This window comes from Paenibacillus sp. RC84, assembly GCF_041260495.1.
In the GTDB taxonomy this organism is placed as follows: domain Bacteria; phylum Bacillota; class Bacilli; order Paenibacillales; family NBRC-103111; genus Paenibacillus_F.
Genome location: NZ_JBGBYL010000012.1, coordinates 132,382 through 156,682, shown reverse-complemented (window position 1 = coordinate 156,682; position 24,301 = coordinate 132,382). Strand labels below are relative to the sequence as shown.

At 53.5% G+C, this 24,301-nt stretch carries 20 protein-coding genes; 12 read left to right on the top strand and 8 right to left on the bottom strand.

The features are described 5' to 3' along the window. The first annotated feature begins 154 nt into the window (after positions 1–154). From ABH899_RS25415 to ABH899_RS25405, 3 genes are read left to right on the top strand one after another with little or no spacing between them, the layout of a single operon-like run. Positions 155–1,531, top strand: a complete 1,377-nt coding sequence (locus ABH899_RS25415) for a glycosyltransferase family 2 protein (RefSeq protein WP_009675101.1) — start codon at positions 155–157, stop codon at positions 1,529–1,531. A gap of 14 nt (positions 1,532–1,545) precedes the next feature. Further along, positions 1,546–2,649: an acyltransferase gene (locus ABH899_RS25410; protein WP_009675099.1), complete on the top strand. Its 1,104-nt coding sequence runs from the start codon at positions 1,546–1,548 to the stop codon at positions 2,647–2,649. Positions 2,650–2,651: 2 nt separating this feature from the next. Then, complete coding sequence (locus ABH899_RS25405; protein ID WP_009675112.1) at positions 2,652–3,791, top strand: glycoside hydrolase family 18 protein; 1,140 nt, start codon at positions 2,652–2,654, stop codon at positions 3,789–3,791. A gap of 101 nt (positions 3,792–3,892) precedes the next feature. On the opposite strand, the gene ABH899_RS25400 is transcribed toward ABH899_RS25405, so the two are convergent. The 4 genes from ABH899_RS25400 to ABH899_RS25385 all read right to left on the bottom strand — a co-directional run bounded on the left by ABH899_RS25400 (position 3,893) and on the right by ABH899_RS25385 (position 7,671). After that, positions 3,893–4,624 carry a class I SAM-dependent methyltransferase gene (locus ABH899_RS25400; protein WP_370001480.1) on the bottom strand — a complete coding sequence of 244 codons (732 nt, stop codon included), beginning with the start codon at positions 4,622–4,624 and terminating at the stop codon, positions 3,893–3,895. 219 nt (positions 4,625–4,843) lie between these two features. Further along, entirely contained in the window at positions 4,844–5,725 is an 882-nt protein-coding gene (locus ABH899_RS25395) for a WYL domain-containing protein (RefSeq protein ID WP_370001478.1), read from the bottom strand. Then, positions 5,700–7,031, bottom strand: a complete 1,332-nt coding sequence (locus tag ABH899_RS25390) for a helix-turn-helix transcriptional regulator (protein WP_370001476.1) — start codon at positions 7,029–7,031, stop codon at positions 5,700–5,702. Before ABH899_RS25390 ends, ABH899_RS25395 begins: the two co-directional genes overlap by 26 nt. Before the next feature lie 244 nt (positions 7,032–7,275). Further along, a complete protein-coding gene (locus ABH899_RS25385) occupies positions 7,276–7,671 on the bottom strand; it encodes a hypothetical protein (protein WP_370001474.1) in 396 nt (131 codons plus the stop codon). Positions 7,672–7,889: 218 nt separating this feature from the next. On the opposite strand from ABH899_RS25385, the gene ABH899_RS25380 reads away from it, so the two are divergent. Beyond that, positions 7,890–9,155, top strand: a complete 1,266-nt coding sequence (locus ABH899_RS25380; protein WP_370001472.1) for a class I SAM-dependent methyltransferase — start codon at positions 7,890–7,892, stop codon at positions 9,153–9,155. A 3-nt stretch (positions 9,156–9,158) separates the two neighbouring features. After that, positions 9,159–11,744: a metallophosphoesterase gene (locus tag ABH899_RS25375; RefSeq protein WP_370001470.1), complete on the top strand. Its 2,586-nt coding sequence runs from the start codon at positions 9,159–9,161 to the stop codon at positions 11,742–11,744. A 294-nt stretch (positions 11,745–12,038) separates the two neighbouring features. Here ABH899_RS25375 and nrdG read toward each other — a convergent pair whose 3' ends face one another. Together nrdG and ABH899_RS25365 are read right to left on the bottom strand one after the other, a co-directional pair. After that, positions 12,039–12,572: an anaerobic ribonucleoside-triphosphate reductase activating protein gene (gene nrdG, locus ABH899_RS25370; RefSeq protein WP_370001468.1), complete on the bottom strand. Its 534-nt coding sequence runs from the start codon at positions 12,570–12,572 to the stop codon at positions 12,039–12,041. Beyond that, positions 12,569–14,548 carry an anaerobic ribonucleoside triphosphate reductase gene (locus tag ABH899_RS25365; protein WP_370001466.1) on the bottom strand — a complete coding sequence of 660 codons (1,980 nt, stop codon included), beginning with the start codon at positions 14,546–14,548 and terminating at the stop codon, positions 12,569–12,571. The genes nrdG and ABH899_RS25365 overlap by 4 nt, the downstream gene beginning before the upstream one ends. Positions 14,549–14,801: 253 nt before the next feature. Between ABH899_RS25365 and ABH899_RS25360 the strand changes: the two genes are divergently transcribed. From ABH899_RS25360 to ABH899_RS25345, 4 genes are all read left to right on the top strand, one after another. Next, positions 14,802–15,359 (top strand): SLOG family protein, encoded by a 558-nt coding sequence (locus ABH899_RS25360; protein ID WP_217561720.1) that lies wholly within the window; start codon positions 14,802–14,804, stop codon positions 15,357–15,359. 244 nt (positions 15,360–15,603) lie between these two features. Next, the gene (gene desA, locus ABH899_RS25355; RefSeq protein ID WP_009675092.1) at positions 15,604–16,659 is read left to right on the top strand and encodes a Delta(5) desaturase DesA; all 1,056 of its coding nucleotides are present in this window, start codon (positions 15,604–15,606) and stop codon (positions 16,657–16,659) included. Positions 16,660–16,724: 65 nt separating this feature from the next. Then, positions 16,725–17,861, top strand: coding sequence for a sensor histidine kinase (locus ABH899_RS25350; RefSeq protein WP_370001464.1), 1,137 nt, complete (start codon positions 16,725–16,727; stop codon positions 17,859–17,861). After that, positions 17,858–18,457 (top strand): response regulator transcription factor, encoded by a 600-nt coding sequence (locus tag ABH899_RS25345; protein WP_103997010.1) that lies wholly within the window; start codon positions 17,858–17,860, stop codon positions 18,455–18,457. Before ABH899_RS25350 ends, ABH899_RS25345 begins: the two co-directional genes overlap by 4 nt. 276 nt (positions 18,458–18,733) lie before the next feature. On the opposite strand, the gene ABH899_RS25340 is transcribed toward ABH899_RS25345, so the two are convergent. Then, on the bottom strand, positions 18,734–19,813 hold the full coding sequence (locus ABH899_RS25340; protein WP_370001462.1) for a DNA alkylation repair protein: 1,080 nt from the start codon (positions 19,811–19,813) through the stop codon (positions 18,734–18,736). 141 nt (positions 19,814–19,954) lie between these two features. On the opposite strand from ABH899_RS25340, the gene ABH899_RS25335 reads away from it, so the two are divergent. Next, positions 19,955–20,908 (top strand): helix-turn-helix transcriptional regulator, encoded by a 954-nt coding sequence (locus ABH899_RS25335; RefSeq protein WP_370001460.1) that lies wholly within the window; start codon positions 19,955–19,957, stop codon positions 20,906–20,908. Between the two features lie 45 nt (positions 20,909–20,953). On the opposite strand, the gene ABH899_RS25330 is transcribed toward ABH899_RS25335, so the two are convergent. Next, positions 20,954–21,472, bottom strand: coding sequence for a hypothetical protein (locus tag ABH899_RS25330; protein WP_370001458.1), 519 nt, complete (start codon positions 21,470–21,472; stop codon positions 20,954–20,956). A 258-nt stretch (positions 21,473–21,730) separates the two neighbouring features. Between ABH899_RS25330 and ABH899_RS25325 the strand changes: the two genes are divergently transcribed. Further along, positions 21,731–22,693 carry an ABC transporter ATP-binding protein gene (locus tag ABH899_RS25325; protein ID WP_370001456.1) on the top strand — a complete coding sequence of 321 codons (963 nt, stop codon included), beginning with the start codon at positions 21,731–21,733 and terminating at the stop codon, positions 22,691–22,693. After that, positions 22,690–24,210: an osmoprotectant update ABC transporter permease/substrate-binding subunit OpuFB gene (opuFB, locus tag ABH899_RS25320; protein ID WP_370001454.1), complete on the top strand. Its 1,521-nt coding sequence runs from the start codon at positions 22,690–22,692 to the stop codon at positions 24,208–24,210. Before ABH899_RS25325 ends, opuFB begins: the two co-directional genes overlap by 4 nt. Positions 24,211–24,301: the final 91 nt, after the last annotated feature.

Below are 24,301 nucleotides of genomic sequence, written 5' to 3'. Positions count from 1 at the left end.
AGTTTTACACTACTAGTAGATTAGACTAAATTAGATAAAAAGAACTACATTTCCAGATGAAAGGAGATTATCGGATAAATCCTTTAACGCTGTAATGCGTGTCTTAACCGGAGGAGACCTATAGACAAAGAGAAAAGATAGGAGGAGTAGAGAGATGCAGATTCTGTTATACGTAACGACAATCGTTTTTTTGGCGTTCCAGCTCCTGTATACCTTTATTCCGCTGCTGTTCAGCAAGGTAAAGAAGCTGGAGGAAGGCTTGGAGGAAAAATCGATTTCCGTTCTTGTGCCGGCCTACAACGAGGAACTGACGATTCGCAATTGTATCGAAGCGATGGAAGGCCTGAAGTACCGGAATCATGAAATCATCATTATCAACGATGGATCGAAAGACGCAACTCTCCGGAGGCTCCAAGAGCTGCTGGATCTGCAGGAAGACGACCGTCAGGTCATGCAGGAGTTAACCTATCAGCCGGTTAGAGCCTTTTACCGTTCCCGGCAGTATCCCCATATTTATGTCATCGATAAACAGAACGGCGGCAAGGCCGACTCCCTCAACGCCGGAATCGATTATGCCCTCTCGGACATCGTCATCACGCTGGATGCCGACTCGATGCTGGAAGCCCACTCGCTTCAATATGTGAACCAGTATTTTCACGATCCCGACGTCATGGCGCTTGGCGGTACCGTCAAGATTGTCCAGGGCGCGGAAAGAAAGGACGGGCAAATCCAGGAGAGATTTACGGGCAAAGGTCTCATCAAGAGTCAGATCATTTCCTATATTCACGGCTTCTACGTTAGAAAACTGACCCAGTCGGCGCTTAACTCGATCGTGGTCATTTCCGGCGCTTTCGGCGCTTTTTACAAAGACGTGCTCATCCAGGTGGACGGGTTCCGGAGCACGGTCGGCGAGGACATCGACATCACGCTGAAAATCCACGAATATATCAAGGCGAACAACCTTTCCAAAAAGCTCGTGTACGCCCCCGAGGCCGTCTGTTACACCGAATGCCCCGAGAACATGCCGAACTTCTACAAACAACGGATCCGCTGGCAGAAAGCCTTTGTCGATTGTATCCTCATTTATTGGTCGGACCTGCCTCGTAAGTTCAATCTGGGCGTCCGGCTGTTTTTCGCCATTGACGGCTTTGTGCTGGGAACGCTGACGGCGTTCACGACCTTCGTGTATTTGTTCCAGCTGCTTATAGCCGGAGACGGCATATGGATGGCGCTGCTCATCCTGTCGGCCACGCTGCTTATTAACGCCATTCAGATTGTCATTTCGCTCGTGCTCTGCAAGAAATACGGGAGCACCTATACGCTCAAGGATTATATCCACATGTTTATTTTCAGTCAATTGGAACTGCTGACGTACCGGAATGTGCTGCTCTATATCAATATTGTGGGGACATTCAAATATTTCGATAACGACGAAGGCTGGGGCTATGTCGAGAGAAAAGGAATCGCGTCCATCTCCCGGAACGTAACCGCCCCGCCTTCCGCACCCGCTGCCCCACTATCCCAGAGCTAACGGAGGAAACCTTTATGAACAACGCAGTGCTCAAAACGAACCGGATCATTTACATCGATCTCCTGCGGATTCTCTCGATTCTCGCCGTGATCATTTTACATATTACCGCCACCCTGCTGACCAGCACGAACGATTTCAATACGGCCTCCTGGTGGGTGAGCAATCTGTTCAATTCCGCCGCGCGTTTCGCGGTGCCCGTCTTTTTTATGATCAGCGGAGCGATGATTCTGCGGTCGGAAGTCAAATCCTACAAAACGTTCTTCCTGAAGCGCATCATGCCGCTTGTCGTTTCGCTCGTAAGCTGGTCCCTCATCTACAGCATTTTCACCCAGTATTATTTGCAGAAAAGTACCATGGGCGCGGGGGAATTCCTGCTCAGCTTCGCTTATAAGTTCATTCTGGACCGCAACTATATCCACCTGTGGTTCCTGTATGCGATCATTGCCATCTACCTGACGGTGCCGCTCATCAGCCGAATGGTCAAAGCATGTACCGAGAAGGAGCTTCGGTATTACCTGCTGCTCTGGTTTACCGTCAGCATCGCGTACCGCTTCATTACGGACTGCGTGCTGCGGATTACGTCGGAAAGCCTGTACGTGCCCATCATGAACATCCCCTTGTTTATGGGGTATCTCGGTTATTTTATCCTCGGCTATTATCTGTTCCATTATGAAATATCGCGTAAGCTGAAGAACGTCCTATTCAATCTGGGGATCGTCTCCTTCTTTCTGACGCCGGTGGCCACGTATTTCGCTTCCATGTACAGCGGGGTGTTGGACGAAATGTTCTACGGCAATTACTCCGTGACGACATTTTTCATGGCGGCCGGACTCTTTATTCTCTTTAAAGAAAAGGATGTCGCGATCAGCGCCAAGGTAAACGACAAAGTCAAACGGCTCGTCGGCTCCATTTCCAAAGCGAGCTTCAGCATTTACCTGATTCACCTGCTTATCGAAATTATGGTCTCCCGGAGGACGGAGGTCGAAGGAAGTCTGGTCGAGACGACCGTGACGCTTCTGTTTAACCTCGGCGCGGTCTTTGTGGTCAGCTACATTCTCGTCAAAATTCTCAATCTCAACAAAATCGTGACGAATGTCTTATTCGGCGGGAAAGGGTAACGATGAAAATACACCTGTATACGAAACTGTTCGTGGCGCTTCTGATCTCCGGAATGGGCTTTTACTTCTATACCACCACTCAGGCCAAAGACCATAAAATCAATTCCGTCTACGTCATCCCGACCGGGGACAAGCTGGACCAGATCAACTTCGAGGAGAAGAAGATCGACATCGCGTTCTTGGCTTTCGCCCAGATAGGGGACAAGTACAAGGTATCCTTTCATAAAGACGAAGCGGCGGATGCCGAAATCAAGGAGAACATCAAAAAGCTCAAAAAAAACAATCCCAAAACGAGCCTTGTGCTCGCGGTAGGGGGATACGGGGCGGACGGCTTTTCCGACGCCAGCCTGCAGGAGAACCGGCGGACGTTCACCGACAACATTATCGCCCTGGTCAAAGAGCTCGGCCTGGACGGGGTCGATATCGATTGGGAATATCCGGCCTCGGATGCCTGGGGAACGCAAAAATCCCGCAGCGAAGACACGCAGAACTTCACGTTCCTGATGAAGGAACTCAGAGAGAAGCTGAACCAGCTTCCGCATAAGAATAAGAAGTATATCCTGACCTTCGCGTCAGGGACGCAGGACTGGTACTTCAAGAACGTCGAGGTTAAGAAAGTGGAAAAATACGTCGACTACATCAACGTCATGAGCTACGATCTGACCGGTAAATGGTCGGATACGACGGGGCTCAACTCCAACCTGTACAAGGATGCGGAGAACAAATCCATAGACAGCGTGGACAGTATTGTGAAGCTGTATCTCAGTCACCAAGTCGATCCGGCGAAGCTGCTGCTTGGGGTTCCCGCGTATTCGTACGGATGGGAAGACGTCAAGAGCGACGGCGACGGTTCGTTCTCGCCGGGCAAGCCGATCGACATCGACAAAACCGATCTCAGCTACAAGACCATCGAGGAGAAATACATGGACAAGAACGGGTTCAAACGGTATTTCGACGAGAAGGCCAAAGCCGCTTATTTATACGACGGCGAAACGTTCATCTCTTACGAGGATAAAGAAGCGCTCCGTGAAAAAATCGCCTACATTAAGGCGAACAATCTCGGCGGCGCCATGGTCTGGGAATATTCGCAGGATGCGGACGACGGGCTTGTGAAGTACTTGGGGGATCATTTGAACGAATAGGAAAAGGGAACGGCGCTTCAGAAGCGTACGGCCCCGGGCTGTCTCTTAGGAGGCAGCCTTTTTGTATCGGGGAGCCGGGTTTAATGCAAATGACACCGCGGCTATATTCGTGGAGTAAATTTCCGGCCGATAATATTGCCGTCCTTATAGCCGTCGTCCCCGAAGAAATCTTTGGCCAGATGCATGTATAAGCGGGGATGAACAAGCGATAAAGGATCCGATTCCGAAGGCTGGTAATCTTGAAGGGGAGCATAACGGCTCAAGGCTTCTTCTCTTACATAAAGCAGAATGTTTTGTGCGTACCACCACTGGACATGAACATTTTCCCAGACCTGATTACGGATACAATCAATGGCGACAAATCCTTTTTTGTTAAAAAGCTCCGCCCAGTAGCCCGGCCACTGCTCGTTAATATGATTTCTTCCCCCCTGATAAGGAATAGCCGCGGAGAATAAAACGGCATCCCCGTGAGAAACGAGGGTATTTACATAGGTTTCGGCGGAAGTGGGGGGCAGGTGTTCGCCGACCTCCAGGGAAACGACCAGATCATACTGCTTCCCGGAAGAAAAAAACGTGGCAAGATCATGTTTTCTGAAATTCTCTTTCGGTATTTGGAGCATGTCCTCATTCACATAATCACCGTCTACCCCCAGGATTTCCCCGACTCCGCGGTCTTTAAAAACGGAAAGCCAGGCGCCCGTGCCGCACCCTATGTCGATGACGGATTCCGGGTTAATAAGGTCCAAGAGAATAGGAACTATCTCGCAGGCCGATTTCCTGGACCCATCCTGCTGTGACTTAAAAAAATCCGGGTTATAAACGGTTTCGTTCATTGTTCTCACCACTCCTTTTCCGCTGGAAATCATGTCAGCCATGTCATAGAAACTTGGAAAAAATTATAATCTCGCTCAGATACCTACTGTTTTTCAACGTTTTTCAGACAATTGAATCGGTATTAGTATTTTATGGTAAATTATACCTTGTTTTATCTATTGCTTACAATCGTTTAAAAAAGGTTTAGTATTGTTTTCCATATCCGCACAAAAAAAGCGTCAGCTCCCCGGAGCCGACGCTTTTGGCGTTTCTATGTGCTTTTCCGTCTCTAGATCAGGCGATATGCCGCCGTTTTCTTCAGGTTCATCCCCATAGCGTGCGAGCGCCCGCGCTGCCGAATCGGCCATGCGCCACTGCAGATGCCGTCCTTCCACGACTTTTACTCTCATTCCGAGAAAACGGATTTTCGATAAAATGTACTCCGCGTCTTCACTCATATAAGTCAGCCGGATCCGGTACAGATCCCTCTCGTCGTCATAGCTTACCTCTTTCTCGAAGCAGGAGAAAGCGTACAGAATCCGGGACAACTCCCGGTTATAAGTGCGGACGACTTCAATGACCGAGCTTTCTTTGCGCAGCCGGGTGCTCTGGTCAAGCTTGGCGGTAATTTCCTCGTATACGCCGTCCGCCGGAGCCTCGGCCTCCAGCTCAAGGATGCTTGCGAGCTTGGTTGCCATATACATGCGGTTCCGCAAGTGGTACCAGAGCAGGTACCATTCTTTCTTCACCATGGAGTATTCCAGTTTGTAAGGGATGCCCGACTGGCTCTCCATCGTACGGCCGTTTCGGATCCGGTAGCTGAGCCGGATACCCTGCCGTTCCCGCATAAAACGGCGCAGGGGGCGCAGAAGCGGATGGTACACCTGCTTGTCGGGGCTTTTGGCCTTCTCCGTAACGAGGGAAGCCGTCCCCAGATCCGGCTCCTCTTCGAGAAGGCTGCGCAGCCTTGCCAGCGTTTCCGCCGCAAATGCCTCTTCCGCAGCGGGATGCGTCAGAGCGGACTTTAACCAGGTGCGCTCATGGGAAGTCAGCGTCACGACACCGGACTCCTCCAGCCGGGAAATCATCTGGTAGTTAAAGATTTTCTCGAACAGGTTCATAGTAGGCGTGAATCTCCTTCCATTCCGCGATGAATTCCTTTCTCAGCTGCCGGGGCGCGAGCACTTCACAGCTGGACCCGAAGCTGCGGAGCCAGGGCTTGATCTCGGTGCATCCGTTGACCGTGATTTCGTAGACGAACGATTCTTCGTTCTCTTCGGTAATCGTTCCCCATTGCCCTTGCAGCAGCACCCTCTCCTTGATAAAGTCGGCCGGCGCATCCAATGGCCTGTAGAAACGCGCACGGACCTTAACGGGTCCGGATGTATCAATGAGCCAGCTGTAGCGCGTTTTCTCTTCCAGTTCCGCCAGCTTGCGCCGGAACTCTTCTTCCGGTACTTGATCGTGCTCCTCGATCTGGGTGAGTCCTTCGATGCGGAACTTCATGATCCCCTGCCTAGCGTCATAGGCGAGCAGATACCATCTTCCGTACTGATGGTCATACACAACCTTTAACGGAAGCACATGCGCTTGTTTCCCGTTCGTCTCCCGTTCGAACAAGGGGTTCGTGTTGCGGGAGGCATAGCTTTTGTGCGTCTTCGGCGAAAAATACAGAAACCGGAGCTTCCTCCGCTGCCGGATCGCCTGAAAGAGGGGGAACAGATGCGCTTCGTCCAGAATGCGCGAGTAATAGTGATATTTGTATAAAAAAGGCTCGGCGATTGCCGCTTCCAGCCCCTGCTGCCGGATCGCCTTCTTGAGGCTGTCCCGGAGGAGATAGCCCTGTACGGAAGGTAGCCGGGTATTCGCCATCACGTCCGCAAAATCGTACAGGTCCAGAAGCTCCTCCCGGCTCAGCTGCCGGATCAGATCGTTATGCAGCCGGTACCGGTAGGGGCGGACGCTCCCTTCTTTACGGATCACGCCGACTTCCTCCAAATATTTGAGGTCGGAGCGGATCGTTTTCTCGTCGGGAAGAGGAACATCGTCCGGCATTCCGCCGCAGCATGCGTCGATCAGTTCTCCGGCCGACATGGCCCGGTCCCGCTCCTGCATGACCGCCAGAAGGAAAGGCAGACGCCGGCTCTCGGATTCCTTCATCGATTTCGCCCGGTAAAGGAAGAGGAGCAGAGGATCGGAAGACTCGTAGTAGTTGAAGCGGAGCATCTCCGCGAATTCCCGGCCCTGTTCTTCGGCCAGGGGATAAGAGACGGTGCTCGCTATTTCTTTGAGCCGGCGAAGCGTTTTATCAAACGTATGTACGGAAATGCCCAGCCGCTCGGCAAACTGCTGTCGGCTGTAGGCGCCGCTCGTCAGAACAAGCAGACGAAGGAACTGGATTTCTTTATCGAAGCTTTCGCGGGCCATGGTCCTCCCCCATCCTGTTTTTATTCCCTAAAATCTGTCATCTTTTCATTGTATCAAAGGCCGGAGACGGGGGGAATGGAAAACTTTCTCTGGCGTCGTAATACTTTCGCCATGTTCCGCCGCCGCCGGATGAGCGAGAATGGGGATAGGAGAAAGATATGAATGGGGGCAGACCGAAGGGAATAAAAAAGACCGGGCAGCGTTGGGAAGTGAGGGAACTTCTTCGCTACCTAGTCTTGGTTAATTATTTCGTGTAGAACGCGTTCAAATTGTAATTATGGTTTCCATCCGTGCTGTAGCCTGATTTCACAGCTATTCTGAAATAGTAAGCCGTGTTTTCTTTTAAAGATGTGTATGTGCCTGTAATGTCTTGTTCTACCGATTTCAGAGCGATTTGTTTATCCGCGTCATATAGCGAAACTTTATAGATTTGTGCACCGGGAGAGGTAAGGGTGAGTTTAAAGGTTACTCCCTTAACACCTTTTGGTACCACGAAACGAACCCAGTCGACCTGATCTTCTGTTTTTAGTTCGCCCTTATAGTCTCCCGGAGGGAAATCCGCGGCGAAAACGCTGGAGCCTAGCGAGAAAATCAATGTAAATACCATCATAATAGAAAGAATTAATTTAGTGCGTTTCATACAATAATCTCTCCCAGTCGTGAAATTTTCCAATATGATATGTGATTTTTACGCAAAAAACGCAACCCTCAAATTAACAATATTGGAATAATTAAACATTATCATATTTTTTTAGACTAGGCAATGCCATTACAAAAGTTAGAAGATAGATTCGTTTTCCGTAGCATTCTGTTCGAGAATTATATGAAAACTATAAACATAGTAAGGAGAACCTTCTTATGGCTATTGTTCAGCTGAGTTCGACAAATCCGCAGTTTTCTTATCTCATCCGCAAAAATCCGGAGTCCGGCATGCTGCTCAGACCCGTCCGCAAAGGCATAGCTTACGGCTGGTACACCGGCGAGAACACCTTCAACGTGTATTTTAAGGATGCGGACAACGAAATTTCGTACAAACAGCATGACAAAGAAGAATTTGAATATCTCAATGTGTCCCGTTACAATACGCCGCTGTTTCCGCTGAACGCATGGAATGAATTTTTTACGGCTCCGCTTAAAATCCGGGACGAACGGGATACGGAAGGATTTACGCACACCGTCCGGATTCCGATGATTCATATCGAGATGATCCGGTACATTCATTTTTTTGAAAAGCATTTGCCGGATTTTTCGTTCGAAATCGTGCATCAGGCGCATAAAACCTACTCCCTGACGGTGACGACGGGCCTCAGTCTGTATCACCTGCTGCATGCCGTCAGTGTGCTCTGCTTGTTCTTGTCCACGTTCGGCAACGAATATATCGACATTTCCGATCTTCTGCTCGAGAAGTATATCCGGAGCGTTCAGGTGATCGACGCGCCGTTTTATATCCGCAGTTTGTTCGTCAGGAATTTCCTGAATTCGCGGGAGCGTTTTAAGAAATATAAGGCGGAGCTGGAAAAAACGGACCGCTACGAAATCGATTTCGATTTCGGGGGAACCGGTCATCAGAGGCGGACTTTCATACGCAGTGAGCTTCCTTTTGACAAAGCGGTTCTCGACATCGGGTGCGGAGAAGGGTTTTACGCCATCCCTTTCGCGACGAAACTGGAAGACACTTACTACGCGGTGGATATTGACGAAGAGGCGCTGGAAACGGTCAGCCGCAAGGCCCGTGCCAAGGAACTGGATAATCTCGTTACCCTGCCTTCGATCCGGCATTTTCTCGACCAGTATAACGGAGAACAAGTCGATGTGATTCTGACGGAGGTCATTGAACACATGAGTCCCGAAGAAGCGCAAGCGCTCATTGTACAGGTTTGCGCAGAGGTCGATTTCGACCGGTTTATTATTACGACGCCTAACGCCGATTTCAATCCCTTCTATGAACTGGACGGTTACAGGCACCCCGATCATAAATGGGAGAAGGGCCAGGAGGAATTCGGGCAGTGGATCGCCGGCTTCATCGGGACGACGGGCTGTCAAGCCGAACCGGTGGCCATCGGGGACGGAGTCAATTCCATCCGCACGACACAGGGCGTTATTTTAAGGAAAAAGGAGGCGTAACCCGTGAACATTCAAACCCGTATCCATACCATTTTCATGCTGGTCGGTTCGACCGAATGCGGCAAGACGACTTTTGCCAAGGAAATTCTCATTCCCGGGCTCCAATTCGAAGCTACCGATAAAGCGTTGAAAGCCAACGTCCAATATTTGTCCTCGGACCGCATCCGGCAGGAAATCCTCGGATTCGATTACGATAAATACGATCAGATTATGCTGGAATCCAGCGGCCAGGCTTTTCATCTCTTGTTCGAGCGGCTGAAGGCGGCGACTTCTTTTCCCGTCAATGCCGAGTTTGTGGTGGTCGACACGACGGGGCTGGCCGAGGATTTCCGTGAGAAAGTCCGCGTGGTAGCAAAGGAAAACAATTACAACCTGGAAGTGATCCTTTTCGATTACCGGAAACGGCACGATTATTATGCGTCCGAACGGTCCAAGAAGCTGATTACATCCCATATCAACCGGCTGAAAAAAGACGTGATGGGCTCGCTCTCCCGCGAAGGTTATACGAAAATCCACAAGGTGCGCGCCAAAGACTTCTACTGCCCGGAGGAGGGGAAGGCGAACGGAGCTTACACCGTCGAAATCCTCGATGTGGACGAATATCTCGCCTCGGTGCTGCTCCAGGAATACGACTACATCATAGTGGGAGATGTTCACGAATGCGTGGACGATCTGAAAGGACTGCTGCTAGACTACGGCTTCAAGCTCAGCGGAAATTCATTGGAACTCCCGGAAAAGCTGCGCCATACGAAAATCGTGCTGACGGGAGACTGGATCGATAAAGGCCATCATACGAGAGCCATCGTGGAATTCCTGTACGAAAACCGTGAACACTTTCTGCTTGTCCTCGGTAACCACGAAAACTTCGTGTTCAAGTATTTGAAAGGCGAGATCGGCGGCGTGGAGGAGGAGCTCTTTCATTCGTATTTCACGTCCGTTGAGACGTTGAGGAAGGATGCCGAGCTGCTGCGGAAATTCAACGAGCTCGTCGGAATGTCGAAGCCGTTTTACAGGAAGGTCGGTACCCGGGGGCCTTCTTTCTACGTGACGCATTCGCCGTGCCGTAATAAATATATCGGGAAGCTGGATGGAAATTCGGCGCGTCATCAGCGAAATTTCAGGCTGGACCGGGAAGAATCTTTCGAAAAGCAGCTCGCTTTCCTGAAAGAAGAAGCGGTGAAGAATCATCCGTTTCACGTGTTCGGTCACGTCGCCGCGAAGAACGCGTTCCGGATCGGAAACAAGGTCCACGTGGACACAGGCTGCGTAAGCGGCAATAAGCTGACTGCGGTTAGCCTTTCGTTCAAGCCGTTTTTCAAATCACGCAGCGCGGGGGCGGCGGTACTGCCGGAAGATCTGCCGGTCCTGTTCCGGGAAGAGCGCAAAGTGACTCTTGGGGACCTGGAGGCCGAGGAACTGAGAAGGCTGCATTACTGCTCCCGCAACCGGATCAACACCATCTCGGGAACGATGTCTCCCGCGGACAAAGACGAAGCTGCCGGCGAACTGGAATCACTGAGGCAGGGCCTGCGCTATTTTGCGGATCACGGGGTGGATAAAGTCGTGCTTCAGCCCAAATATATGGGTTCCCGATGCCAGATCTATTTGCACCGCGACCCTGATCATTGCTATGGCGTCAGCCGGAACGGCTACAAGATCAAGGGAGCCGATTTAAGCGATATTTTCAGAAGCTTGCTGGTAAAATACAGTGCCTATATGGAAGAAAATAAAATAGCCGTGCTCCTGCTGGACGGCGAACTGCTTCCCTGGCATGCGCTGGGGGAAGGGCTTATCGAGCGCCAGTTCAGACCGATCGAGAAGGCGCTGGAAGCGGAGCTGGACTTTCTGAAGGCGAACGGATTCGAAGAAGCGTTCGGCAAACTTGCGGAGGCTTACGCGGCAAGCGGCTTCGAAAAGGACCAGTTCACGATGCCGAAGGCCCGCTTAAGCGAAAAATACGGTACGAGCGTCTACCAGAACTACAAGCACATGCGCAGTCTGCTGGAGAAGCGGGTCCCGCTGGAGGAGTACGAGATTGCATACCGCACGTATAAAAGGCAGCTGGAACTTTACGGGGAGGCGGGCGAGCCGGAATACAAGCCGTTTGCGATCCTCAAGATCGTATACGAAAACGGGGAAGAGCAGATCCCGCAGATGGCGACGTCCGAGGCGTACGAATTTTTGTCCGGAGATGAATTTCTCCAGCTTGATTTGAGTGATCCGGACAGCTATGAGAAAGCGGAAGCGTACTTTGAGAGCCTGACGACCGGACTTCATATGGAAGGAGTCGTCATCAAGCCGGAGCTGCCCGGCAGTGAGACCGTGCCTTACATGAAAGTCCGCAACCGGGATTACTTGACCCTCGTTTACGGATACGACTACCGCTTTCCGCACAAATACGCCAAACTCATGAAGCAGAAGAACATCAAGCTTAAGCTGCGAACCTCGCTGAACGAATACCTGCTGGGTCAGAAGATGCTTGCCGTGAAATACGGCGATATTGCACCTGACCACGAGGGATACAAGGAAGCGGCGGCCAATGTGCTGTTTGAAGTGGCGAAGGAGAAAGAGATCGATCCAAGGCTGTAGAGCCGTTAACCGTCCTGACGCTTTCGTTAGGGCGGTTTTTGGCGTGAGGCTGTTCACGGATCGGACAGCCGGGCTGCTAGCCGTCTGCGGTTGACTGCTGTCGTGCGAAGCCAAACACCGCTAAACGCCGCGTGCTAGGAGCTGCATGCGGTGTGAGGAACGAAGGCCCTCGTTCCTGCCGGTACAAACGCGGACTCAACCGGGAAAATAGATGCCGGGTAAGCACCCTGCAGTTGTTCGCACCGGTTTTATAGCAGAACGGCTGCCTGTCAAAATGCCAAGCAGGTGCGGATGCTATGCCGTCGGCGGCTCTCGGTTCCAAGCGGACTGCCACAAAACGGCCTTCCGGCGCCGCAGGCTTGCCTCGATATCGATTAACCGCTGATTGCGGCTTCCCCTATACAGAAGCGCCGGGTCCCGGAGCTCTTCCACATACCGGCCGTCTACCAGCACCTGGCAGCGGCTTAGCAGACCGAATTCACCGCTTTCCGGATTTGCGGCGAGTTCTTCGTAAGTATAGCCGCTGTAAATCCAGACGCTGACCGTTCCAGCTTTCTGCCGAAGACGGTCCAGAAATGAACTCACCTGACCGGCGGAAAAGAAGGGGTCGCCGCCCAGAATGGATAAGCCGTCGAGTAGGGGGTTGCTCTGAAGTTCGGCGATAATCCGCTTTTCCCAGTAAGTTCCCATGGGCGTGCCGTAATCGAAATCCCACGTCCTGGGACTGAAGCAGCCCCGGCAGTAGTGCCGACAGCCGCTAATATAGAGAGCTGTCCGCAGCCCCTCGCCTTCGTCAATGGTCTCGGGTGCATAACCGCAAATATTCATGGACTGTGCTTCACCCGGTCCCTGACCTCGGCCTGCTTGGCCCCGTTAAAGCGAGTCTGGTAGTCTCCGGTCAGATAGCCGGTCACACGACGCAGGCGGCGGATATGTACGTCCTTTTCATGACTGCCGCAAGCAGGACATACGGCACCGATCATGCCTTCGTAACCGCAAGCGCTGCAGCGGTCGATGGGATGATTGATGCTGAAATAGCTGACCTGCCGGGAAAGCGCAAACTTAATGATTTTGACAAAGGCGGGCAGGTTATTGCGGGCGTTCCCGTTCAGTTCCACGTAGGTGATGGCTCCGGCGTTGCATAATTCGTGGAACGGGGCTTCCAGACTGATCTTTTCCGCCGATGTCATCGGATGATACACCGGAATATGAAAAGAATTCGTGTAATATTCACGGTCGGTGACACCTGGCAGGCAGCCGTAAGCTTCACGGTCCCGCTTGGTGAACTTGCCGGACAATCCTTCGGCAGGAGTCGCGAATAGCGTAAGGTTGATGTTCAGCGCCTCGCTTTTGGCATCGCAGAAATTACGCAGATAACGGATCAGCTCGATTGCTTTGGCGTACACCTGCGGGCTTTCACCGTGGTGAGAGCCGTACATCGCTTTCATGCATTCGGCTAGACCGATGAACCCGATAGACAGGCTGCCATGTTTGAGCAGGTTGCCTACGGGTTCGTCGGGATCCAGCTGTTCCCCGCCTTCCCAGACTCCTTCCCGCATCATGAAATCCGATGCTTTAGTCTTCTGGGCGGCTTGAATGCCGAAACGGTGCAGCAATCCGTCAAGGGCAATCTCGAGATAAAGAGTGAGTTTGCGGTAAAAGCCCGCTTCATCCGCCTTACTGCGACGGCCCGAAACGATGCCGTACTCGATGCCCGGCTTCACCAGATTCAGCGTATTGAAAGACAGATTGCCTTTGCCGGACAAACGGTTCCGGCCGAAGCGGTCGGCGACAACCCGGGTACGGCAGCCCATAGTGGCGAACTCCGTATCGGGATCGACCGGGTCGTAGTGTTCAAGGTTGAGCGGGGCATCCAGATTGGCGAAGTTCGGATACAGTCTTCGCGACGAGCATTCAGCCGCTTTCAGGAACAGGGAGTAATTCGGGTCCCCGGGTTCCAGATTTACGCCTTTCTTGCATTTGAAGATCTGAATAGGAAAAATCGGTGTCTCCCCGTGCCCGAGTCCTCTCATCGTAGCCGTTAAAACGGACCGAATGACCAACTGCCCTTCGGGGGAAGTACAGGTCCCGTAATTGATGCTGGTAAACGGGATTTGTCCGCCCGCTCGGCTGGACATGGTGTTCAGGTTATGAATCAGACTCTCTGCGCCCTGCATCGTTTCCTGTTCGGTCTCTTCAAGCGCATAACGATAAGATTCGGGGCATAATATCCGCAAATCCGCCCGGCTCATCGAGATGCCCCGTTCGTCGTCTCCCGGTTCGTTTTCGCCGAAATAACGCAGCGCCTTCCTGAAATGTTTGGCAAACGACTTGGCCACATAAGGAGCAAGGTCGTGATCGAGCTTATTGGCGGAAACACCGCCGTACTGGGCGTTCTGCTGCGATTGGAAGATGATGGCGACGAGCGCCATCGCCGACGAGATTGAGTTTGGCGGCCGCACGCTGCCGCTGCCCGTGTCAAATCCCCGCCGAAGCAGTTTGGCGAACGGAATAAACATGCAATTGGTCGTCCCGAGAACGTACTGGTCCAGATCGTGCACATACAAATAATTGGCGTCTACAGCTTGTACCAGAACCGCAGGCATCGTAAACCGACGGGCGTACCATTTGGCATACTCGCTCCCGAACTTGCTCATTTTCCCCGAGAAACTCTCTCCGTTCAGATTGGCATTCTCGCGCAGAAGATCAGCATCGCTGCCTTCCATGATGGCGTCTCCCCATTTTTTTATTTCCTCCAGCAAGGCATCCGTGTTGCTCTGGTTTGGCCTGCCTAACAACGACATGTAAATGTCTCCCTTCCGAAAACAGCAGGTTTTTACCGGTAAGAGGTCTCCCGTTCAGATTGCGAGTTTTCACCTCCTTAGACCGAAAAACACTACATATAGATATTTTTATTTAATTTAGCACATGATCTAGTGTTTTTGGTGTCGATTTAATCACAGACAAGCACGGCCCAACCTTCCCCGGGCGTATACTCTTCATTTCGTGTATATTGGAAGATGTACGTTATCACCCGCACCGAAGGAGTGTCCGCAGTTGAAAAACCTTCTCGTGACCGGCTACCGGGCGCATGAGCTGAACATTTTTAACGAAAAGCATGAAGGCATTGAGTATATTAAAAAAGCGATCGCGGGCCGGCTTGTCCCGCTCATCGAAGACGGGTTGGAATGGGTGATCACGCCGGGGCAGTACGGGGTGGATCTGTGGGCGTGCGAGGTCGTGATCGGACTCAAGAAGGAGTATCCGCAGCTGAAGCTTTCGATTCTGACCGCCTACGCCAACCCGGAAGAGAAGTGGAAGGAAGACAAGCAGGAGTTTTACCGCGGCATCCTGAAGGATGTGGATTTCTACGGAGCCGTCAGCAAGCAGCCGTATGCCGGCGTGTGGCAGCTGCAGGCCCGGGACGATCTTCTCCTGCGCAAAACGGACGGCCTTCTTCTTTTTTATGACGAAGAAGCGGGCGAGGGGAGTCCCCGTTTTATGAAAGAACGGGCCCTGAAGAAACAGAACGAAGACGGATACGCTGTCATGATAATCACGCCCGAAGAGGTTCAGGACATAGCGGACGAAGAGAACCGGGCGGATTTTTACTGACGCCGGTCCCGTCATGCAGGTCTTCCCCGCCCAGACTTTCCGGAATCCGCGTTTTTTCCCTTGCGGGCAGCCGTTTCGGTTCATTCCCGCCGACCTTTTTCCCTCCGCCCTATATGACATTTGTCATGTGCCCTCATGACGTTTATGACTACTGCGCGCAAGCGGTTCTCTTTATAATGAAGGTAGAATAGCGCGCTGATGCCAGGGATTTAGCCCCGCGTCAGAACGAGGAGGACACATACTAATGTCTCAAACGAAAGTTATGAATTTGAAAAAAGATGTCGCCCCCTACGAAAAGACCGATACAAGATCAAGCATCCGGCAGGTTTTCAACACGATTGTGCCTCTCCTCCTGCTGTGGTACGCGGCTTATGCAAGCCTTGCCGTCTCGTACTGGCTCACGCTCCCTCTCGCTTTACTCACAGCCGGATTTGTCATCCGGACGTTCATCATATTTCACGACTGCTGTCATCAGTCATTCTTTAAAAGCCGCCGGGCCAACGATATTCTCGGCACGATTACCGGCATTCTGACGCTGTGTCCTTACGAGCAGTGGAAATACAGCCACTCCGTGCATCATGCCACTAGCAGCAATCTCGACAAGCGCGGCACCGGAGACATGTGGGTGCTGACCGTAGAAGAATACGCCGCATCTCCATGGTTCCGTAAAGCCGCTTACCGCATCTACCGCAATCCGCTGGTTATGTTCGGCCTCGGGCCGATAGCCGTCTTTCTGATCCAGTACCGTTTCAACCGCAAGAAAGCGAAGCGCAAGGAACGCATCAACACGTATGTGATCAACGTATCCATCGTGCTGCTGTACGCGCTGATGTGCTGGCTGATCGGCTGGCAGGCGTTCGTGCTCGTGCAGGCGCCGGTATTCTTCGTATCGGGACTGCTCGGCATCTGGCTCTTCTATGTGCAGCATCAGTTCGAGGATTCCTACTTCGAGAAAGAAGACGAGTGGAGCTACGTAAAAGCGGCCGTTGACGGCAGCTCTTACTACCAGCTTCCGAAAGTTTTGCAGTGGATCACAGGCAACATCGGCTACCATCATGTTCATCATCTGAGTCCGAGAGTGCCGAATTACAACCTGGAAAAGGCGCATAACTCAACGCCTCCTTTGCAAAAAGCGACGACCATTACGCTCCGTACGAGCCTTCAGTCTCTCCGCTTCCGTCTGTGGGACGAGAAAGGGAAGACGTTTGTAAGCTTTAAAGATGTCAAACATGTGCTCCGCAGGCCGGGAGCCGCAAGCGATGTCCTGAAAAATCCGAAACCGGGTTTCCAGGGCGAATAGTCCCAAACTTAACGGTTTATGCTAAAATGGATGTAAAACGGCGCCGCAGAAAAGGTGAAGAGACCATGCAGAATTGGATTCGAATTTTTCAGAAAAACACCGGTCTCAGTCCTTACGTGTGGGTAGTCTTTTACATCCTTCCTTTTTATTTCATATTCAGTTCGGGCTCCACCCTCAAGAACGCCTTCGGCATCGGCATGATCATTGTGTTTTTCAGCTGCTATGTGCTGTCCGTCGTATCAAAGGGGTGGCTTGTGTATTTCTGGACGAGCGTGCAGATCGTCGTTTCGATCGCGATGACGCTTCTGTTCGGGTACGTGTATTTTTCGCTGTTTCTCGCTTTTTTTATCGGGAATATCCAGAACAAGATCGGCTTCTTTACCTTCTATACCATTCATCTGGTAAGCACGATCGCTACGATCAATTTCGGTTTCGTCACGCAAAATCCGATCTTCATTACGCAGCTTCCGTTCGTGCTGATTTCCCTGATCGGGGTCATTCTGCTTCCGGTCAACACGTATACGAAGAACAAGCGGGATAAGCTGCAAGGGCAGCTGGAGGACGCGAACAAGCGGATTGACGAGCTGGTCAAGCTGGAGGAGCGCCAGCGGATCGCCCGGGATCTGCACGACACGCTGGGGCAGAAGCTTTCCCTGATCGGGCTCAAGAGCGATCTTGCGGGCAAGCTTATCGCCAAGAATCCGAACCAGGCGCGGGCCGAGATTAACGATGTGCGGCAGACGGCGCGGAGCGCGCTGAAGGAAGTGCGCGAAATGGTGACCAACATGCGCAGCACGCGGGTCGCCGAGGAAATGTTCCGGGTCAAGCAGATTTTGAAAGCGGCGCAGATAGCTTTCAAGCTGGAAGGCGACCCGAAGCAGATCGATACCTCGCTGATGACTGAGAACGTCGTTAGCATGTGTCTCAAAGAGGCCGTGACCAACGTGGTCAAACACAGCGGTGCGACGGCCTGCACGATAGTGATCGAACCGTCGCGGGCGGACCTCGTCGTCAAGGTGAAGGACAACGGGAACGGCCGCGCGGAGCAGTTCGATTATTTCCGCGGAAACGGGCTGCGCGGCATGAAGGAGCGCCTGGAATTTATTAACGGCACGCTGGACATCGTCTCCGAGGGAGGGACCACGGTCGTCATTAAAATTCCGATCGTTTTGAAACAACCGGCAAAGGAGGCGGGAGAATGATTCGCATTGTGATCGCCGAGGATCAGCGGATGCTGCTGGGCGCGCTTGCTTCCCTGCTGAACCTGGAAGAAGATATGACCGTTGTCGGCGTTGCGGGCAACGGGGAAGACGCCCTGAAGCTTGTGCAGGAGCACAAGCCGGACGTCTGCATCATGGACATCGAGATGCCGGCCAAAAGCGGGCTGGACGCGGCCGAGGAGCTGAAAGGCTCCGGCTGCAAGGTCATCATCCTGACGACGTTCGCCCGCTCCGGTTATTTCGAGCGCGCCATGAAAGCCGGGGTGAACGGCTATCTGCTCAAGGACAGCCCCAGCGAGGAGCTGGCGGATTCCATCCGCAGCGTAATGGCGGGGCGGAGGCTTTACGCCTCGGAGCTGGTGGACGAAGCCTACAGCGAGGAGAATCCGCTGACGGAGCGGGAGAAGGAAGTGCTGCTTCTCATCGCCGACGGCAAGAATACGAAGGAGATCGCCAGCCAGATGTACATTACGACCGGGACGGTCCGCAATTACATCTCGGTGATTCTCGACAAGCTGGACGTGAGCAACCGGATCGAAGCCATCACCCGCTTCAAGGAGAAGGGCTGGTTCAAATAAACCGGGACGGGCCCGAACCTGCGCCCGGAAGCGCTCATCCCCTGCGATAACATCCTTTCCGTAAACGTGTGCCTTGTGAGAATGGCGCCGGTGCTGCGGAAAGTTTTTTTGCTTTCCGGCGGGAAAGCGGAAATAAAGGCTCAGGCCGCCTCCGGAGGAGACGGCCCGAGCCTTTTGCTAATCGGTCGGGATAACTAGCGGTAAACCGCAGCTTAGACCGGCCGGGAAAGGAAGCGGGGGACTGCAGACGCATCAGGCGGGAAGCAGCCCATTGCGTTACCCCGTAAATTCAAACGACACCGCGGCCATCGGGGTCCCGTTAACGAGAATGCGGACCTCGTGTTCTCCGGCGTAATACGTGCGGGTAGTGAGAAGTTTGAACGAATGCCGTTTGGCAAGGGGATGAGCGCCCGGTCCGAACGGTTTCTCGGTCAGCTTGAAACGTTTCGGCGCAAGCGTCCCGTTTTTCTTCCGGTACCCGATTTCATAATCCACCCGCAGGGCCTGTATGTCTTCCGATTCGTTCACAAGCCGGAAAGAAAACTCCAGATTCTCTCCCTCCGCTATGCTTCCGGTTTTCACGTCCAGGGCATGAACCGAGATGTTCCGGATCTCTTCATACCCGAACAGGGAGAGCGCACGGGAATCGCCTTTTCTCAGCAGCGAGCGGCAGCCGTGCTTCACGATCCAGTTGGTGGCCGGGGTTTTTCCATACCAGCCCTTGGCAAGCTCCAACACGAGTTCGGGGTGGTCCTTGGATATGTCGTTGAGATTGTTGGCCACGCTCTTCCTCACGTATTCCGACGGGTCTTCCTTCAGCGTTTCGAGAATCGGAAGAATCGGACGAGGGTCTTCCCGCAAGGCGGGCAGATTGGAAGCCCACGGCAGACGGGGTCTGCAGCCTTCACTGGCCAGACGCCGGACATGCTCGTTCTCGTGGCGTGCCCACCGCTTCATATGTTCCAGGGTAAGCCCCGGTTCCCGCAGCAGAAAAGGACGGACGGCAAATTCGGAGCTGGAGTACGGAGTGAATGTTTGCAAAAATTCCATAGAAAGCTCGTACGAACCGAGACCGTTAAGTTCGATGAAGTCGGGGAAGAACAAATACTCGACTCCCCTGCACTGCGGCGCGACGGCCGTCAAGACTTCCAGCGCTTCGGGATAAGAGGAAGGGAGCGTCTCCGTAAGCGAGCATGTAATATGCCGCATCCGCTGTTTGAACGCCTCCGTATCCCAGTTCCCGTCATAAATGGAGCCGCGGAAGCGGTCCCCGTCAAATGAGGGATATTTTTCTTTAACAAGGTTAATAAAACGCTCGAAAAAAGATGGACTATATAAATCTTTAAGCAGTTCCATGATTTGCCCCTTTCCTGATTCAACGACCTGTAATCAACTTATCATGGAATGGTGACAAGGATTGTCAACGTTTGTGAGGTATACTAGAAGCAATTCTTGAAGCTGTCTGTAACCAAAACAACATGCAAGGAGCCCATGTCATTGTCCAAATCCCGAAGACAGATCGAACTGATGATTACGCTCAATACGAAGCGGAGGTTTACGGCAGGCGAACTGGCACAGGAGTTCGGTGTTTCCAAAAGGACCATCCTCCGGGACCTGCAGGAATTGACCGAAGCCGGTCTTCCCTTATATTCCGAGCCGGGAGCGGCCGGGGGATATCAGATGCTGAGGGAGAAAACGCTGCCGCCCATTTTATTTTCTGAAAATGAAGCGGTTGCGATGTTTTTTGCTTACCAGTCGCTGCGCGATTATGCCGACCTGCCTTTTCAGCCGGAATCGCTCTCCGCACTGAAAAAGTTTACCCACTATCTCCCGGAGGAAACCCGGCAGCGGATTAACGGACTCCGGACGCGTTTCACGTTCTGGACCCCGCAGCGGCATGTGGAAGCGCCTCATCTGTCCGGGCTTCTGGAGCAGGCGGTGGAGCAGCGGATCATCCGGATCCGGTATGACGCCAACACGGATATCGTCTCCAGAAAAATCCAGCCCATCGGCATCTATGCGACGAACGGCTTATGGTACTGTCCGGCCTACTGCTTCGAGCGATCCGCGATCCGTGTGTTCCGAGTAGACCGGATTACCGCCATCGAGCAGGTAGAGGATCAGAGCGGCAAGCGGAACTATGACAAGCTTACCGTCCAAGACTATCTGTCGCTCTCCGATGAAGAAGGGGCCTCTCTTTTGCACGTTGTGCTCGACAAGGAAGGCGTCCGACGGTGCAGCACGGAAACTTGGATGGCCGAAGGGCTAACCGTGTACGAGGACGGGACCGGAACGATCAGCCGGATGATCCGGCCGGATTTCATCCCTTGGGCCGCCCGATTTTTTGTGAGCTTCGGCAAGGAGGCGCGTGTGGAGCAGCCGGCGGCTCTCGTAGCCGCCATCCGGGAGCTCATCGCGGAACTCAGCGTGCAGTATCCCGGTCCCGCCTGATGGCGGGTGCGCGCCGCAAGCCGTCGGCAGCGCAGCGCAGCCGCCTTAGCTTTTACGCGCCGTTTTACGGATTTTACCCAGCGGCTTGAAATAGGAAATCGCCGTCATAAACACGAGCGCCGCGATGTTGGCGACCGCTCCTCCGAGCAGCCGGTAGGCGGTGCCGAGAAATTCGGCGTCGCCCAAAGCGGCCAGCCTCATTTCGTCCGCCGTGCGGAACAGCCAGGAAAGCCACTGCCCCATGCAGGTGATGCCGAACACGATAAGGGAGACGGTCAGCACAAGCTTGATGAGAATCCAGTAGTATTTGAAAAGCCCCCACTGGGTCCACAGGGAGAGGACAATGCCGGTAACGAGTGCGATCAGCGCGGGGTACCGGATCAGCGTGCTGTCGATGAGGTGCATGTTTTCCAGCGTGTAATACAGCTGTTCCCCCTGATCGGCATAGAGCATGTGGCGGCTTAAGAGGAGCATGCACACCGCGCCTCCCAGCCATCCTACGACAGACAGCACGTGCAGGATCACTACCCAATTTTTCTGTTTCATGGTCAAACGATAAGACATCGATGTTTGTGCCGGATGTTCGAGCGGATCGGGCAGGACCGGACGAATCTACCCTTACAACCTGATCATTTGGAAAGCTTACGCGGGCAAAGACGTGAAGTCTTGCCTGCATGCCGGATAACCTCTTCTCAAAACCTTGACGGGCCTCTATGCCTAGCAAGGTTTTTTTCGCAGATTCATTTTTTGCCCGTAAGGCTATTATAAAGAGAGATAGGTACACAGAAGCCAATAAAAGTCAGTGGCGCAGAGGAGAAAACTATGATCCGTTTCGAGAACGTCTCTAAACGTTACGCGGACGATACGGTAGCCGTAAACGATCTGAATCTGGAAATTAACGAAGGGGAATTTTTCGTATTTATCGGGCCCAGCGGGTGCGGGAAAACGACGACGCTGAAAATGATCAACCGGCTTATCCCGCTGTCCGGGGGAACGCTGTGGATCAGCGGGCGCAAAGTGAGCGAATACGACATCCACGAGCTTCGCTGGAACATCGGCTATGTGCTTCAGCAGATCGCGCTGTTTCCGCATATGACGATCGAAGAGAATATCGCCATCGTGCCGGAAATGCGCAAATGGGATCGCGCGAAAATACGCGCCCGCGTGGACGAGCTGCTCGATATGGTGGGACTCGAGCCTAAAACCTACCGCTCCCGCAAGCCGAAGGAGCTGTCCGGCGGACAGCAGCAGCGGGTGGGAGTCGTCCGCGCTCTGGCGGCGGACCCGCAGATCGTGCTGATGGACGAACCGTTCAGCGCGCTGGACCCGCTCAGCCGGGAGAAGCTGCAGAACGAGCTGCTGGAGCTCCAGCAGCGGATCAAGAAGACGATCGTGTTCGTCACGCACGATATGCAGGAAGCGATGAAGCTGGGTGACCGGATCTGCCTCATGAACGAAGGCGAGATCGTCCAGCTGGACACCCCGCAGGGGTTTTTACAAAATCCCGCCAGCGCGTTCGTGGAACAATTCGTCGGCGGGCAGAAGGGACTCTTCGGCAGCCGGTTGACGCTGGAAGATGTGCTGCTGGAAATCGGCCCGTCCGATTTCCCGACCCGTCCCGCGGCTATCGCCAAGGCGGAAGTGCCGCTGGAAGCGGCCATGCAGCTGCTTGCCGATGAAGAGGTGCTCGCCGTCGAGAAGGCCGGCGTGATCGTGGGCTCCGTCTCGCGGCAGGCGCTGCTGAAGTTCATGGCCGGGCGGCTGAAGGAGGGGGCGCGGACATGAATACGCTGGCCGAGGTTTTCCGCGAGAGGCAGTCCCAGCTTCTCGGCGCCGTGGCGGACCATATCGTGCTGTCCGTCATCGCTTTGTTTTTCGCCGTCCTTATTTCGGTTCCGCTCGGCATTTATCTCACCCGGAAAACCCGCGGAGCGGAAGGAATTATCGGCATCGCGGCCGTCCTGCAGACGATTCCGTCGCTGGCGCTGCTCGGCATGCTCATTCCGCTGTTCGGAATCGGACGGGTGCCGGCGGTAATCGCGCTCGTCATCTACGCGCTGCTTCCCATTCTCCGCAACACGTATACGGGGATCAAAGAGGTGGACGCCTCGCTCATCGAAGCGTCCAGAGCGATGGGGATGAACAGCCGCAGGCGTCTGTTCAAAGTGGAGCTGCCGCTCGCGCTTCCCGTCATTCTGGCCGGCATCCGCACGGCCACCGTGCTCATCATCAGCACGGCGACACTGGCCGCCCTCATCGGAGCGGGCGGTCTCGGCGATCTCATCCTGCTCGGCATCGACCGGAACGATTCGGCGCTCATCATTCTGGGCGCGGTTCCGGCAGCGCTTCTGGCCATCTTGTTCGACCTGCTGCTGAGGGCGTTCGAGCGCATGTCGTTCCGGCGCTTCATGCCGGCAGCCGGGGCGGCCGTCCTGGTCGTGCTCCTTCTGCTGCTGGTCCCGTACTTCACGGGCGGGAAGGACAAGAATCTCGTGATCGCGGGCAAGCTCGGCTCCGAGCCGGAGATTCTCATCCAGATGTACAAGCAGCTCATCGAGCAGGATACGGATTTGAAGGTCGAGCTTAAGCCGGGCTTAGGGAAAACGTCGTTTGTTTTCAACGCGCTGAAGGCCGGCGAAATCGACATTTACCCGGAGTTTACGGGAACCGCCATCTCCGAGTTTTTGAAGGAAACACCGGTCAGCACCGACAGCAAGCAGGTGTACGAACAGGCGAAAGCCGGCATGCTGAGTAAATTCGGCATGGAAATGCTGACGCCGATGGCGTACAACAACACCTATGCGCTGGCGGTGCCCGCACAGCTTGCGGAAGAGCGCGGGCTGAAGACCATTTCCGATCTGCAGAACGTGCGGCAGACGATTAAGCCCGGCTTTACGCTGGAATTTTCCGACCGCGAAGACGGGTACCGGGGCATTCAGAAGCTGTATGGTCTCCAGTTCGCGGACGTCAAAAAGATGGAGCCCAAAATCCGCTATCAGGCCGTACAGTCCGGCGCTATCAATCTAGTGGACGCGTACTCCACCGACAGTGAGCTGAAGCAATATAATCTGAGGATGCTGGAGGACGACAAGCATTTGTTCCCGCCGTATCAGGGCGCGCCCGTGCTGCTCACGAAGACGCTAGAGAGGCATCCGGAGCTGCGTGGAGTTCTGAACAAGCTGGGCGGGAAGATCAGCGACGACGAGATGCGCGAAATGAACTACAAGGTGAACGTTCAGGGAGCGTCGGCGGAACAGACCGCGAAGGAGTATTTGATGCAGGCGGGGCTGCTGGGGAAATAGGCAGAGAGGTTTTGAATGTATCTTCTGTCTGCCGTCGTATGATCGGCTTTACGTAAAAAGACCTGCCGGAGCTTTTGCTCCGTCAGGTCTT

Coding starts and splice junctions, on each gene's coding strand:
- ABH899_RS25385 (WP_370001474.1), bottom strand. CDS start 7,671: ATGAAACGCACTAAATTAATTCTTTCTATTATGATGGTATTTACATTG.
- ABH899_RS25390 (WP_370001476.1), bottom strand. CDS start 7,031: ATGGCCCGCGAAAGCTTCGATAAAGAAATCCAGTTCCTTCGTCTGCTT.
- ABH899_RS25345 (WP_103997010.1), top strand. CDS start 17,858: ATGATTCGCATTGTGATCGCCGAGGATCAGCGGATGCTGCTGGGCGCG.
- ABH899_RS25365 (WP_370001466.1), bottom strand. CDS start 14,548: ATGTCGTTGTTAGGCAGGCCAAACCAGAGCAACACGGATGCCTTGCTG.
- desA (WP_009675092.1), top strand. CDS start 15,604: ATGTCTCAAACGAAAGTTATGAATTTGAAAAAAGATGTCGCCCCCTAC.
- ABH899_RS25380 (WP_370001472.1), top strand. CDS start 7,890: ATGGCTATTGTTCAGCTGAGTTCGACAAATCCGCAGTTTTCTTATCTC.
- ABH899_RS25415 (WP_009675101.1), top strand. CDS start 155: ATGCAGATTCTGTTATACGTAACGACAATCGTTTTTTTGGCGTTCCAG.
- ABH899_RS25400 (WP_370001480.1), bottom strand. CDS start 4,624: ATGAACGAAACCGTTTATAACCCGGATTTTTTTAAGTCACAGCAGGAT.
- ABH899_RS25410 (WP_009675099.1), top strand. CDS start 1,546: ATGAACAACGCAGTGCTCAAAACGAACCGGATCATTTACATCGATCTC.
- nrdG (WP_370001468.1), bottom strand. CDS start 12,572: ATGAATATTTGCGGTTATGCACCCGAGACCATTGACGAAGGCGAGGGG.
- ABH899_RS25325 (WP_370001456.1), top strand. CDS start 21,731: ATGATCCGTTTCGAGAACGTCTCTAAACGTTACGCGGACGATACGGTA.
- ABH899_RS25350 (WP_370001464.1), top strand. CDS start 16,725: ATGCAGAATTGGATTCGAATTTTTCAGAAAAACACCGGTCTCAGTCCT.
- opuFB (WP_370001454.1), top strand. CDS start 22,690: ATGAATACGCTGGCCGAGGTTTTCCGCGAGAGGCAGTCCCAGCTTCTC.
- ABH899_RS25395 (WP_370001478.1), bottom strand. CDS start 5,725: ATGAACCTGTTCGAGAAAATCTTTAACTACCAGATGATTTCCCGGCTG.
- ABH899_RS25405 (WP_009675112.1), top strand. CDS start 2,652: ATGAAAATACACCTGTATACGAAACTGTTCGTGGCGCTTCTGATCTCC.
- ABH899_RS25330 (WP_370001458.1), bottom strand. CDS start 21,472: ATGTCTTATCGTTTGACCATGAAACAGAAAAATTGGGTAGTGATCCTG.
- ABH899_RS25340 (WP_370001462.1), bottom strand. CDS start 19,813: ATGGAACTGCTTAAAGATTTATATAGTCCATCTTTTTTCGAGCGTTTT.